The organism is Streptomyces sp. NPDC050121 (assembly GCF_044460385.1).
GTDB lineage: Bacteria > Actinomycetota > Actinomycetes > Streptomycetales > Streptomycetaceae > Streptomyces > Streptomyces soliscabiei.
Genome location: NZ_JBITJV010000068.1, coordinates 1 through 17479, shown reverse-complemented (window position 1 = coordinate 17479; position 17479 = coordinate 1). Strand labels below are relative to the sequence as shown.

General features: G+C 66.8%; 14 protein-coding genes and 3 pseudogenes. 8 read left to right on the top strand and 9 right to left on the bottom strand.

Annotation, left to right across the window (positions count from 1 at the left end):
* Window positions 1-16 precede the first annotated feature (16 nt).
* Window positions 17-139, bottom strand: a complete 123-nt coding sequence (locus tag ACIBTS_RS47070) for a hypothetical protein (RefSeq protein ID WP_399327793.1) — start codon at window positions 137-139, stop codon at window positions 17-19.
* Between ACIBTS_RS47070 and ACIBTS_RS47065 the strand changes: the two genes are divergently transcribed.
* Window positions 138-1442: a DUF3533 domain-containing protein gene (locus ACIBTS_RS47065; protein ID WP_399327791.1), complete on the top strand. Its 1305-nt coding sequence runs from the start codon at window positions 138-140 to the stop codon at window positions 1440-1442. The genes ACIBTS_RS47070 and ACIBTS_RS47065 overlap by 2 nt on opposite strands.
* Before the next feature lie 70 nt (window positions 1443-1512).
* Here ACIBTS_RS47065 and ACIBTS_RS47060 read toward each other — a convergent pair whose 3' ends face one another.
* Both ACIBTS_RS47060 and ACIBTS_RS47055 read right to left on the bottom strand, forming a co-directional pair.
* Window positions 1513-3909, bottom strand: a complete 2397-nt coding sequence (locus ACIBTS_RS47060; protein ID WP_399327789.1) for a SpoIIE family protein phosphatase — start codon at window positions 3907-3909, stop codon at window positions 1513-1515.
* Window positions 3910-4018: 109 nt separating this feature from the next.
* A complete protein-coding gene (locus ACIBTS_RS47055; RefSeq protein ID WP_399327787.1) occupies window positions 4019-4609 on the bottom strand; it encodes a TetR/AcrR family transcriptional regulator in 591 nt (196 codons plus the stop codon).
* A 613-nt stretch (window positions 4610-5222) separates the two neighbouring features.
* Here ACIBTS_RS47055 and ACIBTS_RS47050 point away from each other — a divergent pair.
* The 3 genes from ACIBTS_RS47050 to ACIBTS_RS47040 all read left to right on the top strand — a co-directional run bounded on the left by ACIBTS_RS47050 (window position 5223) and on the right by ACIBTS_RS47040 (window position 8637).
* Window positions 5223-6785: a long-chain fatty acid--CoA ligase gene (locus ACIBTS_RS47050; protein ID WP_399327786.1), complete on the top strand. Its 1563-nt coding sequence runs from the start codon at window positions 5223-5225 to the stop codon at window positions 6783-6785.
* Window positions 6786-6956: 171 nt separating this feature from the next.
* Entirely contained in the window at window positions 6957-7349 is a 393-nt protein-coding gene (locus ACIBTS_RS47045; RefSeq protein WP_399327784.1) for a nuclear transport factor 2 family protein, read from the top strand.
* Between the two features lie 334 nt (window positions 7350-7683).
* Complete coding sequence (locus tag ACIBTS_RS47040) at window positions 7684-8637, top strand: AraC family transcriptional regulator (protein ID WP_399327782.1); 954 nt, start codon at window positions 7684-7686, stop codon at window positions 8635-8637.
* A gap of 154 nt (window positions 8638-8791) precedes the next feature.
* Here ACIBTS_RS47040 and ACIBTS_RS47035 read toward each other — a convergent pair whose 3' ends face one another.
* Window positions 8792-9151 carry a hypothetical protein gene (locus ACIBTS_RS47035; protein WP_399327779.1) on the bottom strand — a complete coding sequence of 120 codons (360 nt, stop codon included), beginning with the start codon at window positions 9149-9151 and terminating at the stop codon, window positions 8792-8794.
* A gap of 224 nt (window positions 9152-9375) precedes the next feature.
* Window positions 9376-10585, bottom strand: a pseudogene (locus tag ACIBTS_RS47030) (IS110 family transposase).
* 203 nt (window positions 10586-10788) lie between these two features.
* On the opposite strand from ACIBTS_RS47030, the pseudogene ACIBTS_RS47025 reads away from it, so the two are divergent.
* From ACIBTS_RS47025 to ACIBTS_RS47015, 3 genes and pseudogenes are all read left to right on the top strand, one after another.
* Window positions 10789-11115: pseudogene (locus ACIBTS_RS47025) on the top strand (transposase family protein); the annotation flags it as partial.
* Window positions 11116-11321: 206 nt separating this feature from the next.
* Window positions 11322-12446: an IS110 family transposase gene (locus ACIBTS_RS47020; RefSeq protein ID WP_399327822.1), complete on the top strand. Its 1125-nt coding sequence runs from the start codon at window positions 11322-11324 to the stop codon at window positions 12444-12446.
* 16 nt (window positions 12447-12462) lie between these two features.
* Window positions 12463-12862, top strand: a pseudogene (locus tag ACIBTS_RS47015) (transposase family protein); the annotation flags it as partial.
* A 103-nt stretch (window positions 12863-12965) separates the two neighbouring features.
* Here ACIBTS_RS47015 and ACIBTS_RS47010 read toward each other — a convergent pair.
* The 3 genes from ACIBTS_RS47010 to ACIBTS_RS47000 all read right to left on the bottom strand — a co-directional run bounded on the left by ACIBTS_RS47010 (window position 12966) and on the right by ACIBTS_RS47000 (window position 15648).
* Window positions 12966-13211, bottom strand: coding sequence for a hypothetical protein (locus ACIBTS_RS47010; protein ID WP_399327777.1), 246 nt, complete (start codon window positions 13209-13211; stop codon window positions 12966-12968).
* A 347-nt stretch (window positions 13212-13558) separates the two neighbouring features.
* On the bottom strand, window positions 13559-14836 hold the full coding sequence (locus ACIBTS_RS47005) for an MFS transporter (RefSeq protein ID WP_107448286.1): 1278 nt from the start codon (window positions 14834-14836) through the stop codon (window positions 13559-13561).
* Window positions 14837-14883: 47 nt separating this feature from the next.
* On the bottom strand, window positions 14884-15648 hold the full coding sequence (locus ACIBTS_RS47000) for a GntR family transcriptional regulator (RefSeq protein ID WP_107448284.1): 765 nt from the start codon (window positions 15646-15648) through the stop codon (window positions 14884-14886).
* Window positions 15649-15713: 65 nt separating this feature from the next.
* Between ACIBTS_RS47000 and ACIBTS_RS46995 the strand changes: the two genes are divergently transcribed.
* Entirely contained in the window at window positions 15714-16550 is an 837-nt protein-coding gene (locus tag ACIBTS_RS46995; RefSeq protein ID WP_399327774.1) for an amidohydrolase family protein, read from the top strand.
* A 524-nt stretch (window positions 16551-17074) separates the two neighbouring features.
* Here the strand turns inward: ACIBTS_RS46995 and ACIBTS_RS46990 are convergent.
* Window positions 17075-17398, bottom strand: a complete 324-nt coding sequence (locus ACIBTS_RS46990) for a hypothetical protein (protein WP_399327820.1) — start codon at window positions 17396-17398, stop codon at window positions 17075-17077.
* Between the last annotated feature and the right edge of the window lie 81 nt (window positions 17399-17479).

The following is a 17479-nucleotide window of genomic DNA, read 5'->3' as shown; positions in this document are numbered from 1 at the left end:
TGAGCCCGGCAGTTGATCAGGCCGGGGAGCCGACCAGCGGCCGGGAATCCTCCCGAGAGCTGAGCGAGGAGATGGATCCGCCCTGCCGCTCCTCCAGTGCTTCTCCCCGTAGTTCTTTGCAGAGACTGGAGTTCGTCATGGATGGGTTTCATCCCTTCCGCGTGTTGCGGGCCCGAAGCCTGTGGATCGTCAACGGCGCCATCGCGGGCACCCTGGCCCTGCTGTTCGCGGTTCTCTACATCGGCGCCAACGTCGATCCGGTCCGCCACTTGCACAAGCTGCCCGTAGGCCTCGTCAACGCCGACCAAGGGGAGATCCTCGGAGGGGAACAGGTCAACCTGGGGGCGCAGGCAATCCGATCGATCACGAAGTCCACCGTCGGTGGAGACAGAATCGAGTGGAAGGTGATGGACGAGAAGGAGATGACGGAGGAACTCGGCCAGGGCAAGCTCTTCGGCGCGCTCGTCGTGTCCGCTGACTTCACCTCCTCCACCGTCGCGCTGACCAGCACCGCGGCCGACACGAACCCGACTCGCCCGCAGCTCACGGTGTTGACCAACCAGTCCGCCGGCAGCCTGGGATCCAACATCGCGCGGTCGGCAGCGACGGAGGCGGCCGCTGACGTCTCACGCCAGGTGGGCAGGGAGTTGACCGCGCAGACCGCGGCGGAACAGACGAAGCCGACCGCCGCGGCGCGTCTCCTGCTGGCCGACCCGGCAGCCGTCACTGTGGAGGAAGGGCACCCGCTCAGCCCCCGCAGCGGCTTCGGCCTGACGGCGTTCTACTACGCGCTTGTCCTCGTGGTCGTCGGCATGCTGTCCGCCAACGTCATCAGCGGCCAGGTGGACCACGCCCTCGGCTATGCCGACAACGAGATGGGGCCACTTCGCATAGACCGCCCAGTGATCCGTGCGACCCGGGTGCAGACCCTCACCATCAGCAGCACCCTCATGGTCGGCCTCTCGCTGCTCATGGGCAGCCTGGTGCTGGCGGGCGCCGTCGGCCTCATGGGCATGGACGCCCCCCACCTGCCGTTGCTGTGGCTGTACTCGGTATGCGCGATCGCGGTCGTCGGAATCGGCGCGCTCACCCTGCTCGCTGTCTTCGGCACACCAGGCATGCTGCTCGTCACGCTGATCTTCATCGCCATGGCCGTGCCGACGGCCGGCGCCACCACGCCGATCGAAGCGCTGCCCGGCTTCTACCGCTTCCTCGCGGAGTTCGAGCCGCTGCGGCAGATCACCGCCGGCGTCCGCTCGATCCTCTACTACGGCGCACAAGGCGACGCGGGCCTGACCCGGGGCTGGGCCATGATGGCCGTCGGCCTCGTACTGGCCGCATTGTTCGGGTTCGGCGTGACCGGCTGGTACGACCGTAAAGGGCTGCACCGCATCCCCTCCGGCGAAGACGAATCGACACAGGCTGCGGTCCAGGCGGCCTGACCGGACATCGGTCGGGGAAGCGCTGCCAGGTCCGTTCTCGGGTGCAGTCGCGCCGTGGGTGGGCGCCGGCTCAGGCGGTATGGATGACCTGTTCGGCCCATATGGTCTTGCCTGCGCGCGTATGGCGAGTGCCCCACCGCTCGGTGAGCTGGGCGACCAGGAGCAGGCCGCGGCCGCCCTCGTCGCTCAACCGGGCCCTGCGCAGGTGGGGGCTGGTACTGCTGCCGTCGGACACCTCGCAGGTGAGAGTCCGGTCCTTGATGAGTCGCAGTCGGATTGGGCCGGTGCCGTAGCGGATGGCGTTCGTGACCAGCTCGCTGACGACGAGTTCTGTGACGAACGAGGCCTCTTCGAGCCCCCACTGGGTGAGACGGTCGCAGGTGCGTTTGCGTGCCTCGCCCACGATGGCGGGGTCGCTGGGCAGGTCCCAGGAAGCCAGGCTTTCCGGGCGGAGGGTCCGGGTTCGGATCAGCAGCAGGGCGACGTCATCGCCACCCACCGCGCAGTGTTGGCTGTCCAGGACCGTGTCGCAGAGGGCTTCGAGCGAGGGCTCCGGCCGGGCGAGGGCCTGGCACAGCCTGCGATTGCCTTCGTCGAGGTCGTGACGGCGACTTTCGATGAGGCCGTCGGTGAACAGAGCCAGGAGGCTTCCTTCGGGCACCGTGAACTCCGCCGCTTCGAAGGGCAGGCTCCCCAGTCCGAGGGGAGGGCCGACAGGCAGGTCGACGAGACGTGCCGTTCCGTCCGATCCCACCAGGATCGGGGCCGGGTGGCCGGCGCGGGCCAGCGAGCAGGTACCGGAGACGGGGTCGTAGACGGCGTACAGGCAGGTGGCGCCGATGTCTCCCGGGATCTCCGACTCCGAGGCCTCGTGAGCGTCATCGGTGTCCTGTGGGAGCCCAGAGTGGGTCACGATGTCGTCGAGGTGGGTGAGAAGTTCGTCGGGCGTCAGATCGATGTCGGCGAGGGTGCGCACCGCTGTGCGCAGGCGGCCCATGGTGGCTGAGGCGCTGATGCCGTGGCCGACGACGTCGCCGACGACGAGGCCGACTCGCGCGCCGGGGAGTGGGATCACGTCGAACCAGTCGCCGCCCACCCCAGCATTGCCGCCCGCAGGAACATAACGGGACGCTATTTCGACGGCAGGGTGGACCGTCGGGCCCCGAGGCAGCAGCGACTGCTGCAGCGCCAGCGCGATGCCGCGCTCGTGGGTGAACCGACGGGCGTTGTCCAGGCAGACGGCGACCCTGGCCACCAGGTCCTCGATGACGGTCAGGTCATCGGGGCCGAAGGGGTCCAGGGAGCCCGAGTCTCTGAGGAAAAGGGCGGCCCCTAGGATCACGCCGCGCGCCCGGATGGGCACCGCCAGCACGGAGTGCGTCCCGAAAGCACGGGCATACGCCGCATGGACGGGGTCCTCGGCAAGCCACCGGACGATCTCAGGGTCCTTGGCGTCGCCAAGGACCGGACGGCCGTCGGCCTGGCAGCGGGCGACCGGAGACGACCGCGGATGAGTGTGGATGGCGCCGACGCCGAGCACCGCGCCGGGCGGCAGCGGACAGGTGCTCCCCTGCGCCGCCCGTCGCAGCGAGACAGGTCCCGTACGGGGGCCGGGGCCGGGCAGCGCACCACGGAAGACGTCGTCCAGCAGATCGACGCTGACGAAGTCGGCGAAGCGGGACACCGCCACCGTCAGGTCGACGAGTTCCTGGCTGGCGCCCGTTACCTCCAGGCTCGCGCCGATGCGCGTCCGGGCCTCGCCCAGCAGGGCCATGCGCTCGCGACTGTGGTGCTGCTCGGAGTAGTCGCTCGCCACCAGGCCCACCGCGTGCACCCGGCCCTGCGCGTCCTTGAGAGGGAAGACGTCCACGGCCCAGGCGTGTGCCCTGGATTCACGCGGGAATGCGTCGAAGAGCTCGGTGTACTCCGGCTCCCCGGTCTCACCGACCCGGAGGATCCGCCGCTCCGCCTCCTCGAACCCCGCACCTCGGAGGAACTCGGTGGGACGCCGACCGCGGACTTCGCTCTGAACGAAGCCGACCGCCCGCCGGGTGGCCTCGTTCGCCCACAGCAGTCGCGCCTCACGGTCGTAGATCGAGAGGGACGGGGACTGCTGCTCCAGCATCCACCACATGAGGTCCTGCAGCTTGCCCGTCCCCGGTGACGGCACGGTTGTCACGAGGAAGTGCTGTTGCTGTGTCGTGCTGAGCAGTGGGCTCAGGTGGGCCCTCGTATCCAGCAGGCTGCCGTCGCGATGCCGGAACGTCGCGCCGTCGGCGGAGAAGAGGTCGTCCAAGGGGCGGCCGATAATCTCCGCAGGGGTGTACCCCAGAAGCTCCTGGGCCTCGCGGCTCCAGTAGGCCACACACGCGTTCCCGTCCGTCACGGCTATGGTGACGGACTCGTCGACGTGGGCCCCGTCCCGCTGACGTGCGCGTCGGTCGGGTGGCCCGCTGGTGCGATGCATGGCGCACCTGGCCCTCCTGCCTTGTGCCGAGGCACTGTCCACGATCGTCCCGGAAGCGGCCGAGGGCAAGACGAGGCAGGCGCCCGACGTCCGCCGGTCGGCGTGCGGTTCAGCCCTGCGGTCCCACGCCGCGCAGCAGCGTGTCAACGATGAGCGTCGCCAGGGCGTCCGCGTTCTTTCGGACCTGATCCGGGTCCAGGTCTTGGTCCGCGCGGTTCCCGTGCAGGGCCTCGTCGATGAGGGCGTAGTAGACCCGCCGTGCCCATACAAGGTCCGCGGTCGGGGCGAGGAGCCCCTCCCGCTGCGCCCGGGCAAGGAATTCGAGGGCGCCGTCGTTGATCTCGGACCAAATCATCGCGGTGAGCGGGGTGTCGGCCAGGGGGTGGCCGAGTGTGAACCGCCAGACGCTCTTGATCCGCAGTGTGTTCGCGGTAACGCGGTGCAGTGCCACGAGCGGAGGAGCGGTGTCCAGATGGGCGTCCTCGATGGCCTCCATGAGCTGACGCTTCGCCGAGGCGGCGAGTGCTTCGATGAGAGCCTGGCGGCTGGTGAACCGCCGGTGCACGGTCGTTCTGGCCACGCCGGCTGCCTCGGCGATCTGCTCCATGGACGCGCCGGGGTCTTCGGCGAGTACCCGCTCGGCCGCGTCCAGAATCGCGCGCACACTCCGCTCGGCATCGGCCCGCAGCGGTCGACCCATGACTCCTCCGATTCCGTTCTCTGCTCCTTGACTCAGCCAAAACCATACGCGTGAGCTGCAGTTTCTGACGTATTGCGACCAACTTGTTGCGTGACAAAGCGGAACTGCCACAGGTATGATGCAGGTACACCGACTACCTGGTACCTTGCTGTTTTAGATTATGACACCACTCTCATGCGTTGGTTCCCCGGCTGACGATTCCTCAGGCAGCGGGGCGGGGGCCCTCTGGACCTGCCGCAAGTGCCGGATGGCGACCCTCGAGGGGACGAGTCTCACGGGCGAACCGGAGGAAAGACACGGTGGAGATCGAACTGCGGATCAACGCATGGGCAGAGGAAGACGTCCCGCCGCAGGTGAGCCCGCTTGACGCGCTGCGTGAGCATCTCGGCCTGAGAGGCACCAGGGCGGGTGCGGTGCCTGCACGGTGCTCGCCGACGGTCAGCGGATCAAGGCGCGCCTCGCGTCGGCGGTGCAGTACGAGGGGCGCGAGATCACGACCCTCGAGGGGGTCGACCACCTACCAACTGGCCGGCGACACCCCCCGCGAGCTGGAGCGCTTCGCTGCCGCCGTTGGCGGTCACCAGACCTCCACCCATCACGTGTAGGAGTATTGATGCGCAATTCGAGCCGAAACGTCTCGTCGTTGTTGACGGACTCCGCCGCCCTCTATCCGGAGCGTACGGCGATCGTGTTCGGTGAGGAGCGGATCTCCTATTCCGCTCTCGACTCATCGGCCAACCAAGTTGCGAACCTGCTCGTCGAGCGTGGTGTGCGGCCAGGGGACAAGGTGGCCCTCTCCTGCCCGAACCTGCCGCACTTCACCACGATCTACTTCGGCATACTCAAGGCTGGCGCAGTCGTCGTGCCGCTGAACGTGCTGTTGACCGCGCGCGAGATCGCCTATCACCTCAAGGACTCGGATGTGAAGGCGTACTTCGCGTTCGAGGGCTCACCGGAGCTTCCCATGGGTGAGGCAGCCTGGGCGGGCTTCCAAGCAACTGACGGATGCACCGAGTTCCTCCTCATTGGCACCGGCCGTACCTTGGCCGACTGTGTGACATCACAGCTCTATGGCCCGGCGGTCGCCGAACAGCCAGCACACTTTGAGACGGTTGACTGCGATGACGACGACACCGCAGTCATCCTCTACACCTCTGGCACAACGGGTCAGGCGAAAGGCGCCGAGCTCCGGCACCGCAACGTGTACGAAAACGCACGCGCGGGCCGCGACCTGTTCGCAGCGGATCCCCTGCGTCCAGACACTTATCTCTGCGTGCTGCCTCTGTTCCATTCCTTCGGGCAGGTGGTGTTTCAGAACAGTGCACTCGCGTTCGGCGGTACGCTCGTCCTCCAGCCTAGATTCGAGCCGCGGGGTGCGTTGCAGCTCATGCTCGCCCACAACGTGACCTTCTTCGGCGGCGTTCCGACGATGTACTGGGGTCTTCTGTCGGCACTGGACGAGACGATCGACGTGGCCCAGGTGGCGGCGAATCTGCGAGTCGCCGTGGCCGGCGGCTCGGCCCTGCCGGCCGAGATCCACAAACAGTTTCAGGACCGATTCGGGATCACGATCCTCGAAGGCTATGGGCTCTCGGAGACCTCGCCAGTGGCGTCCTTCGCACGGTACGGAGAGGAACCTCGCGTCGGGTCGATCGGTGTGCCGATCACAGGCGTGGAAATGAAGCTGATAAACGACGACTGGTCCGACCTCAGCGGTTCATCCGATCAGATCGGAGAGATCGCGATCAGGGGCCACAATGTCATGAAGGGCTACTACAAACGTCCAGACGCCACGGCCGAAGCCATCCGTGACGGCTGGTTCCGTTCCGGCGACCTAGCCCGCAAGGACGAGGACGGATTCTACTACATCGTCGACCGATCCAAGGACTTGGTCATTCGCGGTGGCTTCAACGTCTATCCGCGCGAGCTCGAAGAGGTGCTCATGCAGCACCCGGCGGTCTCGCTGGTTGCGGTCATCGGCACGCCCCATAATTCGTTGGGCGAAGAGGTCAAGGCACTCGTGGTCAAGCAAGCTGGTGACAACACCACAGAGGACGAGCTGGTGGCCTGGGGCAAGCAGCAGTTCGCTGCATACAAGTACCCCCGGATCGTGGAGTTCGTCGACTCCCTACCAATGACCGCGACTGGCAAGATCCTCAAACGAGAGCTTTCCTGAGCTGTGAGGTAGCCGAATGCGGGGGCTTATCACTCGAAGATTTCGAGCCGCAGGGCCGGCGATGCGTCGACCGGGACTGCGGGGAACCTTAGCTCGATCGGGTCGAGCCTGCGGTGCAAGTCCCATTATCAACTACACCTATTCATCTTGTTGATTATGAGAGGTGGGTTCATGCATCCCTTCTGCAAGGCTGTCGAGAGCGGTGACATGGATGCCGTGACCGCGCTGCTGGCCGACGACGTCGTCTTCACCAGCCCGGCCGCATTCAGGCCGTACCCGGGCAAGGCGATCACCGATCACATCCTGCGCAGCGTGGCTGGCGTCTTCAAGGACTTCACCTACACTCGCGAGATCACCAATCCTGACGGCCGTGACCACGCCTTCGTCTTCACCGCCACCGTCTCGGGCAAGAACGTCCAGGGCTGCGACTTCATTCACTTCGACGAGAACGGCAAGATTGACGACATCATGGTGATGGTGCGCCCGCTTTCCGCCCTTCAGGCCCTGGCCGAGGCGATGGGTCCCCACTTCGAGCAGATCACCCTGGAGACTGCGAAGAAGTGAGCGCGGCAATCAACTCCGGCGCGATCGAGCTGGAGCAGCGCCACCCACGCCGCAGCCCTGTCCCGTGCCGTCGTGGGCTCGCGGCCGCCAGCGCGAGTGTGGCCTGCGCCCGTCGCACTTCAGTGCGGTTGCTGGTAGTTCGTAAATCCGGCCGTAGAGATTAATGCCGTGTCTCCGGCGGTGATTGCGTCGATCAGGCCTGGCATTCGGAGGGTGGGTCCTTGTCCATGCAGGCTTGCCACCACCAGTTCAGAGCGACGGTGAGGGTGAGCTAAGAACGAATCGCCCTTTCCACGATCACGTGGAGCGCCCGTCGATGATGCCGGAGCAGACCATGACACTCTCCCGATCGATCCTCAGCCCTACTGAGCTCCTGACAGCCGAAGAGGTCGACTTTCGCTGGAGGCTCGCCGTCCGTGACCGCCTTGCCGGCATGGACCTGCAGCCAAAAGGGCCACTGGAGGGCTTCGGATCGGTTCGGGAGCTGGACCTTGGAGACCTCCTCATCACCGACTGGGTGTGCCCGCAGGCCGAAGGGATCCGAGGCAGCAATTTCGTGCGCCACGACGATGACGCGCTGGTGCTCTTCACCGCTCACACCGGCCGGCAGATCATCGAGACTTCTGACGAGACAGTTATCCTCCAGCCAGGGACGCTTCTCCTCATGAGCACCCGCGCCACTGGACGGTTCGTGATCCCGGAGCACCTGACCAAACGAACGGTCAGGGTGCCCATGACCGCCCTGTCCTCGTTCGACACGGGGGGCGGTCTGCCCGGTTGCCTGCTCCTGGAGACCGCTCAGAGCCCGCTGGCCAGCCTCCTCCAAGACTTTCTCATGAGCACGGACCGTCACGTCGGGCGGATGTCCACGGCGGAGATCGAGGGCACACGCAACGCCCTCCTCGTCCTCATCGCCAGCGCGATCCGTAGCAGTCGGCCCGACAGCGGTGACAGCGAGTTCCTGCAACTGCTCCGACGGCAGCTGGAGGCATGGATCGTCGACCACCTCACCGGTGGAGCGATCAGAGTCGCCGACCTCGCTGCTGCGCACAACGTGGCTCCGAGGACCGTCCACCGGGCTTTCGCATCGACCGGAGACACCGTCCAATCGGTCGTCCGCGCCCATCGCCTGGCAGCGGCCAGAGGTGACCTGGTGAACACGAACCTCTCTGTTGCCGCGATTGCCTACCGGTGGGGCTTCTGCGACGCGAGCCACCTCGGACGGGAGTTCCGTCGCAAGTTCTCGTTGTCGCCCAGCGACTACCGCGAAGCCCACGGATTCGCCTGACCGGCCTGATCACAGGCCGTGGCACAGCCATACCAGCACGCGGCGCAATCGTTCTATGTGCTGCCGGGCGGCACTCATAGAGCATTTTCAGCGTGACCACCTATCAGGTGACAGCTCCGGCGCCTCTGACGTCAAGCACTTGCCGGGGAGGCAGTCAGTTGAAAGCGTCGGTCATGCAGTCCACCCGGCAGTCGGCAGCCTCATAGCGCTGGCGGAGGGCGGCAGCTGCTTCTTCGCGCTCAACAAAGAGGTACCCGTACTGCTGGCGCGCCACCCTCGTCACGTCTCCGACCGTGACGATGGCTGGTTCGCCGTGTGCGGCCCCTCGACGCGCTCCGGCGATTGCCATGTCCGCAGAGCGCAGCAGGTTTCTGGAACGATCCCGGATCACGGCTGCCTGGGCGCGTTTCGCCGAGAGGGGACGCAGGACACGTCCTCTCCAGAGGTAGCCGGCGGCGACAAGGATGAGACCGAGCGCTACGAACAGGAGTCCGCCTGGGGCGTGGGGTCGCATCTATCCAGTCTTCACCACTCGCGTGGTGATCGTCATGCCCGCGTCGGCGGCCGATTGTCGGAGCGACTTGGTGTCAGTGAGCCCTTGCGCAACGCACGAGGCTCCCGTGCCGTTGAGGGAGGTGTTCGAAGTCTCAACCCACAGGCACAGGAGCCGCGTTGGTTCGGTATTCTGCCGCACTCGACCTGCCTCACGCCCTGGTCGAGTGAGTCTCAATGATGGTGTCAAGCCGATTGGGGGGCTGGCGGGGTGGGGGTGAAGTGCCTCTTGTCGCGGAGCATGGCCCATAAGACGTCGACTCGGCGGCGTGCGAGGGCGAGCAGTGCCTGGACGTGGATCAGTCCTTCGGCTCGTTTTTTGAGGTAGTAGTCCCGGGAGGGTCCGGGGCGCATCATGGCGGTTTGGGCGGCCATGTAGAGGACGTGTCGTAGGCGGCGGTGGTAGCGCTTGGGTCGGTGGTGGTTACCGGTCCGGCGGCCGGAGTCGCGCGAGACCGGGGCCAGTCCCGCGTGGGCGGCCAGGCGGCCGGCGTCTGCGTAGGTGGACAGGTCCCCGACGATGGCGAGGAACTCGGCCCCGAGGATGGGGCCCATGCCCGGCAGGGATTCGATGATTTCGGCGCGCTCGTCGAGGTGGAAGGACTCGCGGATCTCTCGGTCGGTGTCTTTGATCCAGTCGTCGAGCGCGAGGAGCTGATGTGCGAGGTCGCACACGAGTTTGGCGGCGCGCTTTTCGCCCGGCAGCGCGGTCACCTGGGAGTGGGCTGCCTCGACCGCGCGGGCGGCGACCTCGGCTGAGCTGCGGACCGAACGTCGTGCCAGCCAGTCCGCGAGCCGTTTGGCGCCCACCTGTCGCAGGGCGGCCGGGGTCTGGTACTCGGTCAGCAGGACGACCGGTCCCTTGGCTGCCGAGTAGTCGAAGGCCCGCTCCAGAGCAGGGCAGATGCCCACCAGGGCATCGCGCAGACGGTTGATCAGCCGTACCCGGTCGGCGATCTGGTCGGCTCGGTGGGCGGTGAGCAGTTGGAGATTTTGCTACGGTCTCGTCCGGGAGCCTCAGGGGTGTGAAGTCCTGGCGCATCCGCGCGGTGTCGGCGATGACCAGGGCGTCCTTCGCGTCGGTCTTCCCCTCGCCGCGGTAGGCCGCAGACATGCGGTTGACCGTGCGTCCAGGCACATACACCACGCTCTGGCCATGGGCGATCAACAGTGCAAGCAGCAGCGTCGAGGCCCGGCCGCAGATGTCCACCGCCCACCGCACCTCGTCGGCCATCTTGCACGCGGTCACCATCAGGGACAGGATCTCGTCCTCACCGTTGACGACCTTCCTCGAGAACACCTTCTCTCCGCTGGCGTTGACTCCGACCGCCCAGTGATGGGCCTTGCCGGCGTCGATGCCCACCCAGACCTGCTCGTGCCGTTCCGTCACCGTCATCGCTCCGTTCCTCAAACACCAGCACTCTCCGGGTCCGGGGAACACTCCGCCGCCAAGCCCTTAACCAGCGATGACCGCAGTTCTCAATCAGCAGCCGGAGCGTCCCGAAGGACCGGGCGGCCACTCACTCCAAGCCATCATCGGCAGGTCACTATCAGCCACACCCAGTCCTCCCGGACCTCCAGCATTCTTAAGGGGTCACCATGCTCATCGTCACCCGCGCCGGTGAGCGCCGCTGCAAGCTCCCACCGCACCAGCGTGCCCTGGTCGGCCTGGTGTACCTGCGCCGGCACGACACCCTCGCCCAGCTTGCTGCCGGGTTCGGCATCTCCGTCGGCACCGCCCACGCCTACACGACAGCCGTCGTCGACCTGCTCGCCGACCGGGCTCCCGGCCTGCTGCGTGCTTTGCGCGAGACGGACCCGGACTACGTCCTGCTCGACGGCACCCTTGCCGAGTGCGACCGAGTCGGCGACAGCCGGGCCGACTACTCCCACTGTGAGGATGGTGGCCGTGTCGTTCTGGCCACGGCTTGACTCGTACTCTCACTGGCCACTTGTGCCTTGTGTTTGATCTGTCAGCCGGGCCGGAACGACACGCACCGGCACCGGGCCGGCGGAGCGTGTCCCGATAGGGGCCTTGGCATCGAAGCCACCGTCACAGTTCTGACCGTTCCACCGACCGGCGCTGACTATCGGTACGTCGGTCGAACAGGAGCACAGTGACCACCCTCGGCATGCCTGCTGCCCTTCCTGCCATCCACGATGTCGACGCTGCGGCCGAGCCGCGCATGGTGGTGCTCGGCGTCGACACTCACAAGGACGTGCACGTCGCCGCCGTCCTTGACCACCTTGGAAGGCTGCTGAGTAGCGGAGAGTTCCCGGCCACCGCGGCCGGCTACCGCCACCTTCTCGACTGGGCACGCAAGTGCGGGACGGTGCTGCGCGCCGGGGTGGAATGCACCGGCTCCTACGGCGCGGGCCTGGCCCGCTACCTCGCGACCCAGCAGGTTTCGGTGGTGGAGGTCAACCAGCCCGACCGATCCACCCGGCGCCGCCGCGGCAAGACTGACGCCGTCGACGCCGAGGCCGCCGCCCGGGGCGCGCTGTCGGGCATGGCACGGGCGCTACCCAAGAGCGGCGACGGCCACGTGGAAGCGCTGCGTATGCTCCGGTTGGCGAAGAACTCCGCGGTCAAAGCGCGCACTCAAGCGCTGAACCAGCTCAAGTCCGTGCTGGTCAACGCTCCGTCCGCCCTACGCGAGGAGCTGGAGCCGCTCTCGACTTCGCTACTGCTCCGCCGATGCGCAGGACTGTCCGACACCCGCGAGGGCAACCCGGCAGCCGACACGGCGGTCTTCACGCTGCGGCTGCTGGCGCAGCGCGTTGTGCAGCTGCGGCAGGAAGCCAACGAGCTCGGAAGACGGATGACCATAGCGGTCCGGGCTACTGCGCCCAGCCTGCTGGAGCAGCTCGGGATCGGACCGGATAGTGCGGCGGCCCTGCTGATCACCGCAGGTGACAACCCGGAACGGCTGGCCAGCGAGGCGTCCTTCGCCGCCCTGTGCGGTGTCAGCCCTGTTGAGAAGTCCTCGGGGAAGAGCCAACGCCGTCGGCTCAACCGCGGCGGAGACAGGCAGGCCAACGCCGCTCTGCACCGCATCGTGGTGACCCGCATGCGGCAAGACGAGCGCACTCGCCTCTACCTGGAGCGACGCACCGCCGAAGGAAAGGGGAAACGCGAGGTCATGCGCTGCCTGAAACGCTACGCAGCCCGCGAGGTGTATCACCTGATCCAAGCCGACATGATCACGCGTCACCAGCAGCCTGATACTTCAGCAACCCTGATGATCGCAGCTTGACGAACATAGGGGCATCAAGCACCGCCGACACGGGGTGAACGTGCAGGTGGTGACCGACCCCGCCGGGCGGCTGCTGTGGATCTCGCCGACGATGCCCGGCCGCGCGCACGATCTCACTGCGGCCCGCGCCCACCGGATCATCCGGATCTGTGAACGCCAGGGCGTCCCGATCCTCGCCGACACGCGCCTACATGGGAGCTGGCCCATGGGTGACAACACCCCTCAGGCGCCCGCCGGGCCGTGACCTCACCCCGACCCAGCAAACCATCAGCCGAGCGCTGGCCACGGCACGGGCACCGGTCGAACGCGGCGTCGCACGACTGAAGTCCTGGCGGATCTTCCGCAAGTCCCGGTACAGCCCGAATCGAATGTCGTCAATCTCCGCGGCCGTGCTCACTCTGGAGCGGCAACGCTGAAAGACCTCATAGATTGCGTCTGTCCGAAACCACAGCTTGAGAGACGGACCACTCCCAGGGCAAGACGAGGCAGGCGCCCGACGTCCGCCGGTCGGCGTGCGGTTCAGCCCTGCGGTCCCACGCCGCGCAGCAGCGTGTCAACGATGAGCGTCGCCAGGGCGTCCGCGTTCTTTCGGACCTGCTCCGGGTCCAGGTCTTGGTCCGCGCGGTTCCCGTGCAGGGCCTCGTCGATGAGGGCGTAGTAGACCCGCCGTGCCCATACAAGGTCCGCGGTCGGGGCGAGGAGCCCCTCCCGCTGCGCCCGGGCAAGGAATTCGAGGGCGCCGTCGTTGATCTCGGACCAAATCATCGCGGTGAGCGGGGTGTCGGCCAGGAGGTGGCCGAGTGTGGACTCGCACTAGCTGGTCTGAACGGAACGAGCCGTGTGAGTGGCCACAGCCATTCCTTGATGGCCGCTACGAGGACGGTCGCCGCGTAGCGGACCGCGAGCTTGATGCCCCTATGGATGTCAAGCAACAGCTGCAACGCGGCCTTCGTGGTCATCAGTTGGACTGGTGGGGAATGATCAACGCCATGATCTCTATCGCCAGAATGAGCAGCAGCGACCAGACATGGGGGGTCATACGGGGATGCCCCTCGGATTCTGGCTGCGCACGAGTCGGGGGACTTGGAGAGCGGCGCGGCCCATGGACTGGTTCAGCGTGCTGATGCGACCGGCGGCGCGGGCGTTTCGTCCGCGGGGAGTGCGGGGGTGTCGAGTTCCTTGTGCGAGGTTTCGGGGAGAAGGGCGACGGCAAGGACGGCTATGCCGTAGGCGCTGCCCGCGAACAGGCCGATGCTGACCCCCATTCCGAGCCTGTCGCTGAGGAAACCGACGAGTGCAGGGAACGCCGCCGCGACGATGCGGCCGAAGTTGTAGCAGAAGCCCTGCCCGGTGCCGCGGATCGCGGTCGGGTACAGCTCGGCGAAGAGCGATCCGAGTCCGGCGGGGATGCCAGCGGAGAAGAAGCCGAGCGGAATGCCGAGGAAGAACATCTGGGTGTCGCTGATCGGCAGGAACAGGTAAGTCACGACCGAGATCAGGCACATCACCGCGAAGAACATGATGTTCCTGCGGCGGCCGATGCGGTCGGCCAGGGTTCCCGAGGCGAGGTATCCGAAGAAGGCGGCGGCGATGAAGACGGCCAGATATCCGCTGGTCTTGAGGACCGACAGGCCGTGGGTGGTCCGCAGGTATGTGGGCAGGAAGGTGGTCAGTGCGTAGTAGCCGCCGTGGCTGCCCAGGCCCAGCAGGGCGCCGAGCAGGGTGACCCGAAGCAGGTCCGGCTTGAAGATCCGCAGCAGGGACACGCGGTTCTCGGCCTTCGCGGCGCGCTGCTGGTAGAGCGGCGGGTCGGTGACCTTGCGGCGGATGACGAGGACCAGGGCGGCCGGGAGCGCGCCAAGCCAGAACATCGACCGCCAGGCCCACTCCTCCGGGATCAGGCTGAACAGGACGGTGTACGTCGCCAGGGCGAGGCCCCAGCCGAGCGCCCACCCGCTCTGTACGGTGCCCAGCGCCCGGCCGCGGTTGCGGGTTCCCATGTACTCGCTGACCAGGACAGCTCCCGCCGCCCACTCGCCGCCGAAGCCGAAGCCCTGAATGCTGCGCAGCACCATCAGCTGGGAGTAGTCGGTGGTGAAGCCGATGAGGACGGTGGCGGTGGAGTAGACGATGATCGTCCACTGCAGCACCCGGACGCGTCCGAAGCGGTCGGAGGCCCAGCCCGCGAGCCAGCCGCCGAACGCGGTGAAGATGAGGGTGACGGAGGCGAGAGTGCCGGCGGCTCCGGTGCTCAGATGCCAGGTGGCCAGCAGGGTCGGCAGGACGAGCCCGAACATCTGGGCGTCGGCGGCTTCGAGCGTCCAGCCTCCGAAGGCGGCCCAGAACGCTCGTTTTTGTGGTTTGTCGGTGTCCCGGTACCAAGCAAACATGGGGCGGCTCTTTCCGTGAGCGGGGAACGTGAGCGGAGCAGCGGGGATCAGCGGATGTCGATGCGGTAGCGGAAGGTGCGGGCCAGCCCGCGTGAACGGCGGTACTCCAGCGGCTTGGCGTCGTGAGAGCGAGCCACTCGTTCGACGATCGCGACGGGCTCCCCCCGTCCGCAGCCGAGAAGCAGCGCATCGGCCGCGGTGGCGGTCTCGATGGTGAGCTCCTCCGTGGCGGCCGCGACGATCTGTCCGCAGCAGCGTTCGTACGTCGGATACAGCAGGTCACCGAGGTCGTCGGTGCCGATGCGCTCCAGCGGCTCGAACAGGGGCAGCGGAAGCCAGATGTCCTCGACGAGGACGGGCTGCTCGTCGTAGAGCCTCAGCCGGTGAAAGTGCAGGACCTCGCTGCCGGCAGTGATGCGAAGGGCGGAGGCGATGGCCGGCGTGCTCACCTGCCGGGCGGCGGAGAGGATGCGGCTCTGGGGAAAGCCGCTCCCCGCGGTCCCGAACCGGAAGAAGCGGAAGAGGGAAGCGTCCAGGGACGCCCTCCGGATGAACGTCCCGGTCCCCTGGCGCCGCTCAAGTAGACCCTCGTCCACGAGATCGCGGAACACGCGCCTCATCGTCCCCAGGGACACCCCGTAGTACTCGACCAGGACGGACTCAGCGGGCAGCGGCTGATCGGGAGACCACTCCCCGGAGCGGATGCGCTCGGCAAGCACCTCCCGGAGCCGGGCGTGCAGCGGCAGGCGCGAGTCGGTCCGAGCGAGGTCGGCCGCTCCAGGACCCTCTGGCGTGGGCGAGATGGACTGCATGGCCAGAAAGCTAGGGCTTGAGTCCTACTGACGTCTAGTCCTTCATAGGACTATTCTTTGGTTTCGTGACTTCCACCGAACCTCAGTTGCCGCCCGCAGCTTTCGACACCCATGCCCACGTCTTCACACGCGGTCTGCTGCTGGCGCACGAGCGGCGGTACACCCCGGACTACGACGCCGCGGTGGACGCCTACCTGTCACTTCTGGACGCTCATGGCCTTGCGGCAGGTGTTCTGGTGCAGCCAAGCTTTCTCGGAACGGACAACTCCTATCTGCTGAACGCCCTCGCCAAGGCGCCGGAACGCCTCCGCGGCGTGGCCGTCATCGACTCCCAAACGCCAGGGGAAGAACTTGACCGGCTCGCGGAGGCGGGCGTGTGCGGGATCCGCCTCAACTTGATCAGCCGCCCGGTGCCCCCGCTGGGCGAGCGACCCTGGCAGCGCCTGGCCCATGAACTCGCCACCCACGGTTTCCATTTGGAAGTGCAGGCGCAGCAGCGACAGTGGGAGGAGCTGGAGCCATGGCTGCTGCGCTGGCCCGGCGCGGTGGTCATCGATCATCTGGGACTGCCCGCGGCCTCGTCCCTGTCCTACCCCGGCTCGGCCGCGCTCTGTCGCCTGCTGGCCGCGCAGCACGTGTGGGTGAAGGCGTCCGCGCCCTATCGTTCAGCGCCGGAGGCGGCCACTGCGATGTTGCGAAGCCTGCTGTGCGCCGGAGGCGGCGAGCGGATGCTGTGGGGAAGCGACTGGCCCTGGACCCGCCATGAGGATGGCCGGGTCTATGGCACCACCCTGAGCTGGCTCACGGCGGAGCTCAGCGTCACCGAAGCCCAGCGGATCCTGTGCGCCAACCCGGCACGGCTGTTCGCCTGGACTCCTTGCATCGCGGGGGTCGACCGATGACGCACATCGCCGCACCTGGGCACAGCTGAGCAGGGGTGTACCGGCGACACAAAGACGGGTGGGGGCTGCGCGGACAACCTGGAAGGGTTCCGGAACTCGGATGATCGGAAAGATTCCCAGGCACCGATACTGGTGCCGCTACCCGGTTCCGCAAGCCGCAGCCTCGACCGCGGCCTTGAGGGCCTCGGCACCAACAAAGGAGCGGCAAGCCGTGCATCGAGCCTCGGCCGGCCCGACCGCCTGCTCCGGTTAGCCGACGTAACCACCGGCCTTCTCCGACCCGGACAACGGTCCCCCGTACTCGCCGACACGATTGCCTGCATCCAGGACGCGGATCGGGTTCCCGAAAGTGAGCCGACTGCGTCGCAGTTCATCGAGCACATGCGGAGCTGGTCATCGCCAGCGACCGGCGTCGGACCGGGTGGCCGCGGCGCGTCGAGCTTCCAGGGCCCTTCTGATGGTTCTTCGTTGGTGCAACACAGTGGGCATTTCATCAGAGGGCCGTACAACTGGAGCTCTAGCTTTCAGGGCTTGCGCCCGCGAGGCGGAGGGCGAAGTCGCCGTACTCCGGCTTCATACTCGGCGCGCAGGGCCAGTACGCGGCTGTGGTGCGGCTCGACGAGAGAGCGGATCTCACGGTTTCCGACGAAGGCATCGAGCCGGTGTCGGGCGTGGTAGCGAACGTGCGCCTCTGTGGCGCGGCGAAGGCGTGCCACAGAGCCTTCGCTGCTGGCGATGGCCGCGCCGCGGCACGGATGTCGTCGGCTCGACTCACCCTCACCTCCACTTTCAGGACTAACAAACGATAGCCGACTCAGTCGGCGACTGTGACATGCACCATGGTGCATGTCACCAAGTGACCTCTTAGAGTCTTGGCTAATACTCATTAGCCAAGATTGGGAGTCGCCATGGCAGTCGACCTCACCCAG

Coding starts and splice junctions, on each gene's coding strand:
- ACIBTS_RS47065 (WP_399327791.1), top strand. CDS start 138: ATGGATGGGTTTCATCCCTTCCGCGTGTTGCGGGCCCGAAGCCTGTGG.
- ACIBTS_RS47070 (WP_399327793.1), bottom strand. CDS start 139: ATGACGAACTCCAGTCTCTGCAAAGAACTACGGGGAGAAGCACTGGAG.
- ACIBTS_RS47060 (WP_399327789.1), bottom strand. CDS start 3,909: ATGCATCGCACCAGCGGGCCACCCGACCGACGCGCACGTCAGCGGGAC.
- ACIBTS_RS47055 (WP_399327787.1), bottom strand. CDS start 4,609: ATGGGTCGACCGCTGCGGGCCGATGCCGAGCGGAGTGTGCGCGCGATT.
- ACIBTS_RS47050 (WP_399327786.1), top strand. CDS start 5,223: ATGCGCAATTCGAGCCGAAACGTCTCGTCGTTGTTGACGGACTCCGCC.
- ACIBTS_RS47045 (WP_399327784.1), top strand. CDS start 6,957: ATGCATCCCTTCTGCAAGGCTGTCGAGAGCGGTGACATGGATGCCGTG.
- ACIBTS_RS47040 (WP_399327782.1), top strand. CDS start 7,684: ATGACACTCTCCCGATCGATCCTCAGCCCTACTGAGCTCCTGACAGCC.
- ACIBTS_RS47035 (WP_399327779.1), bottom strand. CDS start 9,151: ATGCGACCCCACGCCCCAGGCGGACTCCTGTTCGTAGCGCTCGGTCTC.
- ACIBTS_RS47020 (WP_399327822.1), top strand. CDS start 11,322: ATGCCTGCTGCCCTTCCTGCCATCCACGATGTCGACGCTGCGGCCGAG.
- ACIBTS_RS47010 (WP_399327777.1), bottom strand. CDS start 13,211: ATGATTTGGTCCGAGATCAACGACGGCGCCCTCGAATTCCTTGCCCGG.
- ACIBTS_RS47005 (WP_107448286.1), bottom strand. CDS start 14,836: ATGTTTGCTTGGTACCGGGACACCGACAAACCACAAAAACGAGCGTTC.
- ACIBTS_RS47000 (WP_107448284.1), bottom strand. CDS start 15,648: ATGCAGTCCATCTCGCCCACGCCAGAGGGTCCTGGAGCGGCCGACCTC.
- ACIBTS_RS46990 (WP_399327820.1), bottom strand. CDS start 17,398: ATGCACCATGGTGCATGTCACAGTCGCCGACTGAGTCGGCTATCGTTT.